Below are 13,525 nucleotides of genomic sequence, written 5' to 3'. Positions count from 1 at the left end.
ACGGATCGTTCGGTCGCTGTCAGTGATTTCAATCACCGGCTTTGGACTCTCGTCTGATCCTTCCAAATCCAGGAAGACCGTCCTGTCAATTTCTACGAATTCAAGAGCCGCTGAAGCAGGCGATACGGCGGCAGCTTTTCTTCGCCAGTACTGGAAGGTGGATAAAGCCAGGCCGTTTTGGACGCAGAAGCCAGCCTGAGTCAGACCTGACACCTGGTATTGATCAACCAGGTTCATCCACTGTTCCTGATTCAGTTCACGGGATTTGGAAAACAGATAATTATGCATAAAATCCTCCAGTTCTAGTCGAATACAGAATATCGACTGGAACCGGAGGATCTAAGCCCGTGCAAATTTCAAAAGGTTACGAATTTTCTGAGAAAATAAGTTTCTTTCAACCATAAGAAAAGGCAAGTTTGAATTGGAAAACATCCAATATCAAGACTTGCCTTTTTTGGATTACATTCAGAGATGCTTTAAATTTTGAGCATTCCTGAATCTTAAAAAATCAGGAATAATTCTGTTTTAAGTGCTTTTGAATTTCTCGCTGTGCATCTCGATTCTTTTCGGTCTGCCGCTTATCATGAAGATTTTTACCTTTGGCCAAGGCAACTTCAATTTTTGCCAGACCGTGACTGATATAAAGGCGGATTGGAACCAAAGTATATCCTTTTACTCTTACAGCCTGATCGAGTTTAAGAATTTCATTTTTATGAAGCAGCAGACGACGATCTCTGGTTTCATCATGATTAAACCGATTCCCAAACTCGTATCCGGAAATATGAAGACCTTTAATGGCAGCCTGATTATTTTTAATCGAAATGTATGAGTCCTTCATCTGGACTTTGCCCTTGCGAATACTCTTGATTTCAGTACCTTTGAGCTCAATCCCCGCTTCATAGCGGTCAAAAAGTTCATATTCGTGACGAGCTTTCCGGTTTTCCGCCACAGTTTTTGTTTTTGGAGTTTTTTGATTATTCATAAACTATCTCTATATTTTCTGGAGTTCCCATAACACTCTGGACATACTCCTGAACCCATCCTTTCGAAAGATCCATTCCTTCAATCTGAGTTACATAATGATTTGTGGAAAGATTATCATCCCATTGATCGATGGTATGCGTCTGATAACTGCGCAGATCAGGTGAAATCCAGGTAATTGTCGGTATAAATTTTACATCGGAAAAGGAAGCTTTTTTAGAATCGAAATTATAATTCAGAGTAAAATCTGCCATACCCCCAACCATGGTCATATTCGTATTCTGTGCTGAAAGAAAGTTCCCAAGTGAATAATAGACTAAAGTTGTCTGATCATCACTAACAAGCATTTCAGCTGGCTGAATGACGTGAGGATGAGTTCCGATAATTGCTTCAACACCATTTTGGTGCAGGAATTGAGCGATCGCCACCTGTTCCTCATTTGGAGTATTTTCATATTCAACACCCCAGTGCATTGTAACAATTTGCACATCACTGACGTCTTTTAAACGATCCAAAACCGTCTGCATCCGATCGTACTTGATGGTTCCATCCATTTCATCATATACATCAACGAGCCATTCATACCCTTCAGGCAAAGCACGGCCATTAAGTCCATAAGTAAAAGTTGCCATTCCAACCTTAATTCCATTAATTTCCTTAACGATTGGCGTGTTGTAAGCTTCTTCAGACATATAACTGCCTGTATAAGTAATAGCAGGGTAATGTTCCTGCAGATAAGACATCTGCGTCATCAAACCTTCTGGTCCTCGGTCAAGTGAATGATTGCTTGCCGTAGAAATCCAGTCGATGCCAGTCTGAGCCAGTGCATCAATCATCTCCACCGGTCCATTAAAATCAGGATATCCGGACAGTCCATATTCATCCCCAGCACACAGGGTTTCAAAGTTAATATAGGCCAGATCAGCAGCAAGCATTTTGTCCATGGTTGCTTCATAAATTGGAAGAAAATCTCTGGTCCCAGTATCTTCTTCAAAATAAAGAAAGATCGGATCATGCAGTAAATTATCTCCTACTCCGGTGAAAGTAAAAGAAGAGACTCTTCCTGTATTGGTACTTTCTGAATCTGTATTCTGGACAGAGTCATCCGTCACCTCAGGATTTGCTTCATTATTTTTTTCTTCATTTCGGTTTTCGAGGGGACTGAATATTTTCGAGACCGCAAAGACTGAGAGCAATGATCCCTGTGATTGCGAGTAATCCTGCATGTATTTTTCTTATTTTCTTTTTCTTTTTTGCCATAACTAATACCTCTTCCCTACATCGTAAATCGATTCATATTCCCAGCATTTATCTGATTACCACAAATAATAGATAATACTGATTAACAATGTGATTAGTATAATCCTCAATAGATAATTTGAAAATGCTTACATAATATGGGAGGCATCTTTTTACAGGTATATTCGTTCAATTGTTCAAAGAAAATATAAATGGCCAGTCGATAGGAGCCATCAACCAAGTCTGTTCTCGATCAGTTTTTCGAACATGGCAATCACTCTTTAATTCTGTTTCTATAAAATCATTCTCTTCTAAATCGGATGTCGGTCATATTTACCGATGATATATAAGGATTGTTTTAAGGAAATTCCTCCATTCGAAAAAAAAAAAAAAAAGACAGTTCCATCACTGTCAGCTTTCAGGGAGTAAATTGTTATCACAGATTTTGCAGCCGAATATGAACGGATGCTGGCTGGATATTTTGAATACTGTAAGATCAGATCCATCTATCAGGATATCCAGAACTTTAAAACCTGGTTACCATTAATCTTTTTCAACCATAAAAAAGGAAGACCATTCATGAAATCTTCCCTTTTTATGATCGAGGGATTCGTCATTCGCTCAATGAGCGACAGGCGCGAGTCCTTATATTGGAGATTTAGTGCTATGAAGCTTGATCAGTTTTTTTCGTCGCTCAGATCGTTTCGTCTGGACGGGGGATATAAACTAACTCAATGTCATAACCAAGGGCTTCCATCATCTGAATGAATGTCTTATTTAGTAAGCCATCCTTTTTCTTGATGATTCGGTTTACATACTGGGATGTTGTCCCAATCTTAGTTCCGAGTTTTTCCTGCGTATAGCCGCCTTCAAGAAGTTTGACCTTGATATCCACCTCAATATTATTCTTTACCATGGTTACCTCCTGCGTTTCTATCTAAATACAACACAACACGATACTAAAATCAATACTTAGTGGATAATAGCGTGTTGTTCAAAGACTTGTTTGTTGTTTTTGTATGAAATCAAACAAAAAACCCATATTTTTTCCTCGGAAAACGCACCTTCTCACAAACTATACAATTTCAGTCCAAAATCATCCCAAATTTATCCAAATAAGATTCCATTTTATTCATTTGTCATACTTCTGAAACGCTTTGGATTAATTTATAAACTTCATTATCGTCTGTCATAAATCGGCTGATTTTAACAACCTGTATAGGCGGTCAGAAAATCGTTTCCAATGTAAAGATTCATCTCGTAAGGAAACGATTCATTTCTCTGATCAGTTAATCACAGCGCTCCAAATGGTATATCATTATGGTTAATCCTGTTTATTTCTGTTTACTGATTTATCACATCAGGCATTAGAAACAAGTCAGTAAATTTTGGCAGAAAAAAAACGGAAACTATTTGTCTCCGTTTTCCATTTGTTTTCATTCAATTAATGAGATTATAACCATCGAAGTCATAATCTCTATCTGAAGGATCAGAATTTATTTCAGATCTTTTTTGACTTCAGCTACTTTTTCTTCAACGTCTTTTTTGGCGTCAGCGGCATCAGCTTTGATCTTAGCGTCAGCGTCTTTTACGTCAGCTTTTACTTTGGCAGTTGCTTCTGCAACATCTTTTTTTGCATCCGCTACGTCTTTTGCAGCATCAGCTTTCGCTTCTGCAGCTTTTGCGTCTGCTTCTTTTTTCAGTTCAGCAGCTTTTTTTTCTGCTTCTTCTTTCAGGTCAGCGGCTTTGTCTTTGACTTCGGCACCTGTCTTGCTGGCATCGCCTTTCAGTTTATCCCATTCTTTTTCAACGGATTCGCCAAATTCTTTAGCGCCCTTTTCAACCTTTTCACCAAGATCCTTGAAATCCTGTCCTAAATCTTTAAAGAAATCTCTCATTTTCTTAAACCTCCTTGATTGGTTTATTCCTATTTCAAGCATACTCAATGTATTCGTAATTGCCATTGACATGCTCAGCGGCCTCCTGGAGATTAAGCTATTCAGTATTTATCCTGAAAAGCATCAATTTGAGCTATATTCAGATGAGTTATCCATCGATTTCAGCATAGATTCATACTCTGCTGAACAGTACGGCATGGACCTTCACGAGTTATTTCGAAATTAACTTGGTTCCAGCCTGTTGGGTTCCCTTGCTTGCAGCCGGTTTGAATCCCATGGCTTTTAAATCAATGGTGCAAGCGGGTTTAACCAGAAGAAGTTTCGTCTTTGCATGCATCTTCTGATTGAACTGAACCAGCGGCTGTCCCAAATGAATAAACTCGCCCTGCTTAACCAGAATCGTGGCTTCCTTGGAAAAGTCAACCGATCCAGTGCATACCTTTACCGCAACAATCACTTCATCATTCACCACGATAGCAATCGTATTATTATTTTCATCAATTGAAGCGACTACTCCATTACATGGAGAAACCAGCCGATCGTCACGCATCATCATGGTTGCCAGGGTTCTCATCGCCTGATCTTTCGTGCTTGCTCCTGCAAAGAAGTAAGGAAAATCTTCTACATCTCCATCCGTCCAGGTGTAAATTGCATTTTCAGCTTCAAGATGTTCTTTCTCGTTCTGACCTAAATCAAAAGCAGCCATCTTCAGCGATCCCTTAAAGGCATCCCAGCCCTTGCGGATTTCGTCAGCCCCTTTTCTCATATCGTTTTCGAGTGTTTCAAAAAAATCAGCCATTATTTCATCCTCCATTTCTTCATCCTGCAAATATCCAGTTTCAAAGACATGGATCATCTGTAGAGGACGGTTAATTCCATTTTAAGATGAAGCCGGTTATAAAACGGTTTTCAATAACCGAAGATTTATAATTCAAGTTTCGACAGTTTTATATCTCTCTTTGATCAAGATTGACTACATAATATTAGCTTGCTGAATGCGGTTACTTTTTGAAAGCATGCCGACTATCATCTGTAAGAATTTTTTTCTGATTTCTGTTCATTTTGGAAATTCACATTTAATCTTCATCTTTTGGAATTTTACAGTTTAGAGATAGTTTTTTGACATTTATCTTAAAGTTGTTTATTATCGGAAAACATTTGAGTAGGATAAGTAAGCATTTTTTATGAAAAATATTTCATTTTCTTGAAATGAATTTTCACAAGTGCTATTAATACACTCATATCGAAAGGAGAGAGGTGGGCTGACCACCATACTGAACATGAGTAAAGTTTACAATTTTTCCGCAGGCCCTGCCTGCATGCCCGAATGGGTTTTACAAAAAGCAGCAGATGAAATGCTGAACGCCAACCAGTCCGGAATGAGCGTGATGGAGATGTCCCACCGTTCATCCGATTTTGAAAAAATTCTTGGTGATGCTAAAGACCGTTTACGTCGACTGATGAACATTCCTGAAGATTATGAAATTCTCTTCCTTCAGGGAGGGGGCTCGCTGCAGTTCTCCATGGTTCCAATGAACTTCAATAAAAATGGAGCAGACATTATCAATACCGGTCAATGGACGAAAAAAGCCATTGCTGAAACCAAGAAACTGGGTAAAACACACATTGCTGCCAGCAGTGCCGATGACAATTTTACCTTCATCCCGAAAATCACACAGGATGATCTTGATCCAGATACAGACTATGTTTACATCTGCGAAAACAATACGATTTATGGAACAAAATATAAGAATCTTCCACCACATGAAGGAAAACGCCTGATCGCTGATTTATCAAGCTGCATCTGCACCGAACCAATCAATGTGGCAGATTACGATATGATCTTTGCCGGAGCACAAAAAAATCTTGGCCCTGCCGGGGTGACCATCGTTATCCTTAAAAAAGATATGCTTGAACAGCAGAATGAGAATATTCCTTCTGCCATGCTGGATTATAAAACCTATGTCGATAACAACTCGATGTACAATACTCCGCCAACTTATGGAATTTACATGGTTGGTCTGACGCTCGAATGGCTTGAAGACGTAATCGGTGGTCTGGAAGAAATGGAAAAGATTAATCATAAAAAAGCAAATATGCTTTATGACTACATCGATCAATCCAAACTCTATTCCAACCCTGTCAATCCACAGGATCGTTCTTACGTCAATATTCCTTTTGTCACCGGAAATCCTGACCTGGACAAAAAATTCGTTGCCGAAGCTAAGGAACGCGGATTAGTGAACATCAAGGGTCACCGTACCGTTGGTGGAATGCGCGCCAGCATTTATAATGCCATGCCTGTTGAAGGCGTTGAAGCTCTGATTGACTTCATGAAAGAATTCGAGGAGAAATACGCGTGAAAAAAGTTAAGCTCTATAACAATATTTCGAAAAAAGCCTTAGAGGCTTTTCCTGATACTTATCAGGTTGGAGATGATATCACAAACGAAGATGCGATTATCGTCCGCTCTGCCAAACTTCACGATCTCGATTACCCAAAAAATCTGAAGGCCATCGCCAGAGCAGGCGCTGGGGTCAACAACATCGATATTCCTGAATGCACGAAAAGAGGAATTGTTGTATTCAATACGCCAGGAGCCAATGCCAATGCCGTTAAGGAATTAGTCATCGCTGGACTTCTGCTTGGAAGCCGTGATATCTACCATGGTATTGAATGGACAAAAACTCAGACAGAAAACGATAACCTTGCCAAAGATGTCGAAACTCAGAAGAAAAAATATGCTGGCAACGAAATTGCCGGCAAGACATTAGGTGTAGTCGGATTAGGTGCGATTGGCAATAAGGTCGCCAATATCGCTCTTCGCCTGGATATGAAAGTTCTTGGCTATGACCCATACATGTCCGTAGATGCTGCCTGGGCCTTAAGCCGCTGGGTTCAGCATAAGACGGATCTGAAATCTCTGTACAATGATTCGGATTTCATCTCCTTACACCTGCCTGAACTCGAATCCACTAAGGGTATGATCAATGCAGAAACTATTGCTCAGATGAAAGATGGTGTCAAAATTATTAACTATGCACGCGGTGGTCTGGTTAATGAAGATGATATGATCGCAGCTCTTGATTCCGGAAAAGTCGCTTTATACATTACCGACTTCCCAAGCAAGAAACTTGCTGCTCATCCTCATGTCATTGCGACTCCTCATCTGGGAGCTTCCACTGCTGAATCGGAAGAAAACTGCGCAGATAAAGCCGTTATGGAAATCATGGATTTCCTGGAACAGGGCAATATTGTCAATTCCGTCAATATGCCTAATGTCAATCTTGAAATGACAACTCCATATCGAGTAGGTGTTATGCATTCCAACACCCCTAAGATGATCAGCCGGATCGCGGATACTTTAGGTCAGCAGGATGCAAACATCGAAAACTTGCTGAACAAATCACGCGGTGAAATTGCCTATACGATCGCCGATATGAACTCCAAACCGGATGCGGATGTTCTTGAGGAAATTGAAAAAATGCCCGGAGTGATTCGCGTATTCGTATTCAACCATTAATTTTATTGAACTGAATCAAAGAGCATCAGGCCGACTTTTTAAAATGATCTGTACTGCTGCTCATCTATTTATCCTTAATCCAGTTTCCATACGATCTCAGAAGAGATCAAAAGAGGCCTTTCGGCCTCTTTTTTAAACCGATTAATGTAACCGCTTTAATTAAAACTGCCAACTTTGTTCTAATCTAATGATCAGATCAGAGCACAAAGATCAGTCTTTGCCTATTGATAAACCAAGAGAACAAAAGTAAGAGAATAGAGAGAGGTATTGTTATGATTCAAAAGCCATTTCAGGCAGCCAATATCTTGCTGCCGGATTTAGAAGACTACGAAAACTTTTCGGTCGTAGCCTGTGATCAGTATTCATCACAGCCTGAATACTGGGAAGAAGTTGAAAAGCAGCTGCAGGATCGTACCAGTGCTCTGAGTTTTATCCTGCCTGAAGCCTGGATTGGTACTCCAAAAGGAGCAACCCACCAGCAGGGGATATCAGCCCGTATGGAAAAGGCACTGAACGAATCCTTTTTTAAGGTTCATCCTGATTGCTATATTTTTGTCAGGCGAACACTCAATGATGACACCGTTCGTCAGGGATTAATTGGAATGCTCGATCTTGAAACCTATGATTTCAACGCTGGCAGTAAAAGCGCCATACGGGCTACAGAAGCAACCATCCTGGAGCGTATTCCGCCTCGTGTCAATATCCGTAAGCAGGCTCCTTTAGAACTTCCTCACATCCTGTTATTGGCTGATGATGATAAGGATGAACTTCTTTCATCCATTAATCAAAAGGCCATAAATGGCCAATTGCCTTTGTTATATGACTTTGATCTGATGCAAAATGGCGGCCATATCAGTGGATATCTGATCGATCAGGATGATGCATCCGAATTTGATCTGACCCTGGAAAAATACGTTCAATCGATTTCCAGTAAGTATCCAGGTCTCAATGAGGATTCTCTGGTTTTTGTAGTTGGAGATGGAAATCATTCTCTGGCCGCTGCAAAAACGATCTGGGAAGAGGTAAAACAAAACCTCAGCGAAGAAGAACAGATCAATCATCCAGCACGCTTTGCGTTAGCTGAACTCGAAAACATTCACCACGATTCACAGGTTTTCGAACCCATCCACCGAATTATCACTGAAACTTCTCCAGATGAGCTTCTCGAGGCTTTAAAGAAAGATTATGCGCTTTTTAGTGATAGTAGAAACGATGAAGCAAACCCGGCTGGTTTTCCGGTAGAGTGCATTATAGGCGATCATATTGAAATGATCTGGCTCGATTCTTCCAAAGGCGAGCTTGCAATTGCCATTCTTCAAAACTTCCTTGATCAATACCTGAATGATCATCCAGGAAAAATCGACTATATTCATGGAAATTCTGAAGTCCGTGCTCTGGCTCAGCAGGATCATGCAATTGGATTCATTCTTCCCGGTATGAATAAATCCTCATTATTCAGAGGAGTAATTGCAGATGGTTCCCTTCCAAGAAAAACTTTCTCAATGGGACACGCCAATGAAAAACGCTTTTATCTCGAAGGTAAAATCATCCGCTAATTAAAAAATATCATTTTCCTATAAACGAAAATATCCAGCGACTTGATGTATTGAATCGCTGGATATTTTATTATTTCGTCAATTTATCGACGAGGACCAATAACCGATCGATTTGTGCAGTAGCTAATTCTTATGGCTCAGGTATGAGTTCCGCTCAGATTCCTTCTATTTTCCAGCGGCTTCCCGCTTTTCTTCAAGCTCCATCCATTTGAGTGTTGTTTCTTCAAGCAGTGCCTCAAGGCTTTCCATTTTTGAAGTCAACTGAGCTACTTTTTCAAAATCTGATTCATCATTCATCGCTGAAACACATTGATCGATTTCATCCTGAAGCTCTCCCATTTTCTGATTGGCATCGAGCAGAGCTTTCTTATCTGAAGACGTAAATCGAATATGATTCACAGTTTTATTCATTGATTTATCGGCAGATCGATGTTCCCGCTTGTTTTGTCTTAGTGCTTTCTTTTCTTCTTCCTGTTGAATTAAAAGCTCAGAATATCCTCCTGGATAAGCTTTAAACGTCTGGTTATCCTGCATGACAAACAGGATGTCACAAACCCGGTCAAGGAAGCTTCGGTCATGAGAAACAGAGATGACAATTCCTGGAAATGAATCCAGATAGTCTTCAAGGATTTCTAATGTAATCAGATCCAGATCATTGGTCGGTTCATCCAGAATCAGCAGATTTGGAGCTTTCATCAGAATCTTCATCAGATAAAGTCTTCTTCTTTCCCCACCGGATAAACGGTTTAATGGCAGGTAAAACTGAGAACGATCAAATAAAAACTGCTCAAGAAGGTTTTCAGCACTGATCAGACCGTTGTCTGTTTCGATCTGTTCATTCTCATTGCGAATATAGTCAATTACCCGTAATTCCAGATCTTCCATTTCAAGATTTTGTCTGAAGTATCCTACCCTTACCGTTTCTCCCCATTCGAATTCACCCTGATCCGGTTTTAAATCCCCAGAAAGAAGATTCAAGAACGTCGATTTGCCGCATCCATTAGGACCGATAAAACCAATTCGATCAGTCCGTTTTGTCTGATAGGAAAAATCTTTGAATAAGGGTTGCTCCTTATCATAGCCAAAGGTAATGTTTCTCCATTCAACCGTCTTCTTCCCCAGTCTGCTTGAACTGATCTGCATTTCCAGGTTCTTCTGCGCCAGAGAATGTCTTGAGTTTCTCAGTTCTTCAAACCGCTGCAGGCGGGATTTTGATTTTGTCGATCTGGCCTGTACACCGGCGCGAACCCATTCAAGTTCATGTCGGTACAGGTTGTTTATCTTCTGTTGGTTTGCTGCTTCCAGATTTTGCCTGGCAGCTTTATTCTCCAGATAATCAGAATAGCTTCCTTTATGCAGGTAAAGCTTTCCATGATCGAGTTCGAGGATCTGCTCAGTCACTCTTTCCAGGAAGTAGCGATCATGTGTGACCATTAAAACGGCTTTCTTTGATTTTGATAATTCGCTTTCAAGCCATTCAATCATTTCGTGATCGAGATGGTTTGTTGGTTCATCCAGTAACAAAAGATTGGCATCTGAAAGAAGAATTGCTGCAAGATCAAGTCTTCGTTTCATTCCGCCAGAGAGCGTATCTATTTTTGTTTGGTCATAAGGAAGCTCAAAACGGGTGGCAATTGCCTTAACTCGAAAAGCTTCAGCTGGATGTTTTGAAAGTGAGTTGCGGTATTCGAGCTCTTCCTGAACGCTCTCCTTTGTAAAAGCTGGATTCTGTTCAAGCAAGGCAATTTTCAAATCTTTGGAAGTAATAATTTCACCATCATAATCTTCCTTACCACCCAAAATTTTCAATAATGTTGATTTACCACATCCATTGACTCCGATCAATCCGATTCGATCGCCCTCTTCAATACTCAGATCCTGGTGGTCAAGTATTGGTTTATCTACATACTGCTTATATAAATTTTTTGCACTTAGAAGCATTTAATTCCTCTTTTCAACTATCGACAGATAAAAGGCGTTTATACGTCTTCTAGCTGACTTGGATCCGTCTTTCAATTCACTGAAATAGATGAACAACTCTTTTACTCATTCATTTACGGATATGATTCGAATTTTTCTCAAAATGAACATTAAAAAACTCCCTCTATTATAAGGGAGTTTGATGGTAAGTGAGTAGTCTGTTTCTATCTCAAATTTCCTGATCGTTCAGGAATTAAATTTCTGCCGCTGCAGGTACTGTCCAGTTACCCTGTTCTTTAGTCAGCATTAATGTGTCTTCGCAGATCATGACCTTAGCGGTTTCGTCGTTGACGTTGAGAATATCAATCGTATAGTAAAGATTATCGCTATAATTCTTTTTCTTTACTAGATATTCTAAAACGGTATTGGTTATTGCTTTACAGTCCTTAAAATAATCTTTCGCCATACTTTTCTCCCTTCTCCGCTTTCTCCTGACATCCCGGGTGGGTGATGCCAGAAATGATTTCATTACAATTTTTACTTAAAACCAATGGGTGTTTCTTTAAAAATCGGATTTGGCAAATCCTGAAATTCCGAAAGCTGTATTTATTATAGGTTTACACCGGTAATAGAATCAAGTCTCGAGCACAACCCAATGTAAATCTTTACAATTCCTTAAGTTTTGTGAAAGCTTTTACATGGAATAATCGCCTTATTTAATATAGGTATATTGCCAGTGAATAACCTTTATAAGGACAGTTTGGCAGGCAAATTATAAATCCCAATATCCCAAGAGTAAAAAAAAGAAAGAAAAAGGTTGATGAAGAAGCCTTTTTCTTTCATGCGCAATCTGATTTCGGGTAATTCTGATAAAGCAAATTTATGTTTGAAATTTCCGGGGTTTTCGCCCGGCTGGTGATTTTTTTCGATTTGATTCTACTTCACAAATTCGATGACAGCCATTGGAGCTGCATCTCCGCGGCGAACGCGAGTTTTAGTCACTCTTGTATATCCACCGGTTCTGTCTTTGTATTCAGGACCGATTACGTCAAAGAGTTTCTGAAGAGCTGTATTGCCTTCTTCAGTATCTACATGCCGAACATAAGCCGCAGCCTGTCTTCTGGCATGAAGATCACCTCTTTTAGCGAGAGTGACCAGATGATCCATGACACTGGAAAGTTCCTTTGCTTTCATTTCAGTCGTTTCCAGCTTTCCATGGAGAATCAGGGAAGTAGCCATATTTCTGAGCATGGCTTTCCGATGATCGGAAGTACGCCCCAGTTTCCTGTTTTGCATTCTAATCTCCTGTTTATTCGTAGCTGTTCTTGAAAGTCAGGCCAAGCTGATACATCTTTTCCTTAACTTCCTGCAGCGATTTTTTACCCAGGTTCTTAACATGCATCATTTCTTCTTCTGTTTTCTGGGTAAGTTCTTCGACAGTCTGAATTCCGGCTCGCTTCAGACAGTTGTAGGAGCGGACTGACAGATCCAGATCTTCAATCAGCATCGTGCTGGATTTACCAGAATCCTCAGGCAGCGGCTGCTGAACAGTAAAGCTTTCTTCAAGATTCAGATCTGCTAGCGGAACAATCACGTCAAGTGCCTGAACCAGAATCTTGGCGGCCTGGCTAATAGCCGATAAGGGTGTCAGGGTTCCGTTTGTCGTTACATCAATATGTACTTTGTCATATTTAATATCCTGTCCGAGTCTAGCCGGTTCAGACAGATATTCTGCGTTGCGGATCGGGGTGAAGGTAGCATCCAGCACGACGGTATCCTCTGGCAATTCATATTCTGCTTTTACGTCAGCAGCACTCTTGTATCCAGTACCACTGGCTGCAAAAAGCTTCATATTCAGGCTCTGTCCTTCTTTAAGATGACAGATGACCTGGTCAGGATCAGCTACGTCAATATGTTCCGGGCAGATGATATCTGCTGCGGTAATGACAGCCGGTCCTGCTTTTTCAATTTTTAGGGTTTCCAGCTGATCTGTTTCACCGGAAAGGCGCAGACCTTTGGCATTCAGTGACAAACGGACAACATCCTCTTCAATCGCGTTGAATACGGGACTGTTTGGATCAAGTCCTTCTGCCTGAACTCCTACTACAGCCATACCGGCCAGATTGGAAAGAAGGGTTCTGCAGATTGCATTACCTACAGTAATCCCAAAACCTCTTTCGAGAGGTTCAAACAGGAATTTTCCCTGATTTTTTTCCTCATCCACACTTTCCTGATGAAATGAAGCTCGTTCAAATTCGTGCATCGACTGCCTCCTTCGTTTTTATCCGCGGGGTCTTTTGGGCGGACGGCACCCGTTATGCGGAATAGGTGTCACGTCATTGATCATTGAAATATCAAGTCCAGCCACCTGCAGTGCTCTGACTGCGGCTTCTCTTCCTGGACCAGTT

Annotated in this window: 14 protein-coding genes; 3 read left to right on the top strand and 11 right to left on the bottom strand. The window is 40.6% G+C overall.

Annotation, left to right across the window (positions count from 1 at the left end):
* From tnpA to BO222_RS02530, 6 genes are all read right to left on the bottom strand, one after another.
* On the bottom strand, positions 1-288 hold a 288-nt coding region (gene tnpA, locus BO222_RS02560; protein WP_198931968.1), incomplete at its 3' end, for an IS66 family insertion sequence element accessory protein TnpA.
* A gap of 220 nt (positions 289-508) precedes the next feature.
* Positions 509-982: an SsrA-binding protein SmpB gene (smpB, locus tag BO222_RS02555; RefSeq protein ID WP_075818111.1), complete on the bottom strand. Its 474-nt coding sequence runs from the start codon at positions 980-982 to the stop codon at positions 509-511.
* On the bottom strand, positions 975-2,207 hold the full coding sequence (locus BO222_RS02550; RefSeq protein WP_083647637.1) for a CapA family protein: 1,233 nt from the start codon (positions 2,205-2,207) through the stop codon (positions 975-977). The genes smpB and BO222_RS02550 overlap by 8 nt, the downstream gene beginning before the upstream one ends.
* Positions 2,208-2,914: 707 nt before the next feature.
* A complete protein-coding gene (locus BO222_RS02540) occupies positions 2,915-3,136 on the bottom strand; it encodes a helix-turn-helix domain-containing protein (RefSeq protein ID WP_075818107.1) in 222 nt (73 codons plus the stop codon).
* 580 nt (positions 3,137-3,716) lie between these two features.
* Complete coding sequence (locus BO222_RS02535) at positions 3,717-4,190, bottom strand: hypothetical protein (protein WP_144266799.1); 474 nt, start codon at positions 4,188-4,190, stop codon at positions 3,717-3,719.
* Between the two features lie 139 nt (positions 4,191-4,329).
* Complete coding sequence (locus BO222_RS02530; protein WP_158024541.1) at positions 4,330-4,917, bottom strand: PTS glucose transporter subunit IIA; 588 nt, start codon at positions 4,915-4,917, stop codon at positions 4,330-4,332.
* 481 nt (positions 4,918-5,398) lie between these two features.
* Between BO222_RS02530 and serC the strand changes: the two genes are divergently transcribed.
* The 3 genes from serC to BO222_RS02515 all read left to right on the top strand — a co-directional run bounded on the left by serC (position 5,399) and on the right by BO222_RS02515 (position 9,197).
* Entirely contained in the window at positions 5,399-6,481 is a 1,083-nt protein-coding gene (gene serC, locus BO222_RS02525; protein ID WP_075818102.1) for a 3-phosphoserine/phosphohydroxythreonine transaminase, read from the top strand.
* On the top strand, positions 6,478-7,641 hold the full coding sequence (locus tag BO222_RS02520; RefSeq protein WP_075818097.1) for a phosphoglycerate dehydrogenase: 1,164 nt from the start codon (positions 6,478-6,480) through the stop codon (positions 7,639-7,641). Before serC ends, BO222_RS02520 begins: the two co-directional genes overlap by 4 nt.
* Before the next feature lie 272 nt (positions 7,642-7,913).
* Complete coding sequence (locus tag BO222_RS02515; RefSeq protein ID WP_075818095.1) at positions 7,914-9,197, top strand: DUF1015 domain-containing protein; 1,284 nt, start codon at positions 7,914-7,916, stop codon at positions 9,195-9,197.
* Positions 9,198-9,362: 165 nt separating this feature from the next.
* On the opposite strand, the gene BO222_RS02510 is transcribed toward BO222_RS02515, so the two are convergent.
* The 5 genes from BO222_RS02510 to rpsK all read right to left on the bottom strand — a co-directional run.
* Positions 9,363-11,138 (bottom strand): ABC-F family ATP-binding cassette domain-containing protein, encoded by a 1,776-nt coding sequence (locus BO222_RS02510; RefSeq protein ID WP_075818093.1) that lies wholly within the window; start codon positions 11,136-11,138, stop codon positions 9,363-9,365.
* Between the two features lie 232 nt (positions 11,139-11,370).
* On the bottom strand, positions 11,371-11,583 hold the full coding sequence (locus tag BO222_RS02505) for a hypothetical protein (protein ID WP_075818091.1): 213 nt from the start codon (positions 11,581-11,583) through the stop codon (positions 11,371-11,373).
* 470 nt (positions 11,584-12,053) lie between these two features.
* Positions 12,054-12,413: a 50S ribosomal protein L17 gene (rplQ, locus tag BO222_RS02500; RefSeq protein WP_075818089.1), complete on the bottom strand. Its 360-nt coding sequence runs from the start codon at positions 12,411-12,413 to the stop codon at positions 12,054-12,056.
* A 13-nt stretch (positions 12,414-12,426) separates the two neighbouring features.
* Positions 12,427-13,380: a DNA-directed RNA polymerase subunit alpha gene (locus BO222_RS02495; RefSeq protein ID WP_075818087.1), complete on the bottom strand. Its 954-nt coding sequence runs from the start codon at positions 13,378-13,380 to the stop codon at positions 12,427-12,429.
* A gap of 18 nt (positions 13,381-13,398) precedes the next feature.
* The coding region (gene rpsK / locus BO222_RS02490) for a 30S ribosomal protein S11 (protein ID WP_075817915.1) at positions 13,399-13,525 on the bottom strand (127 nt) is incomplete at its 5' end.

The sequence above is a fragment of the Ileibacterium valens genome (assembly GCF_001945525.1).
In the GTDB taxonomy this organism is placed as follows: domain Bacteria; phylum Bacillota_I; class Bacilli_A; order Erysipelotrichales; family Erysipelotrichaceae; genus Ileibacterium; species Ileibacterium valens.
This window is presented reverse-complemented; position numbering and strand designations above follow the sequence as displayed.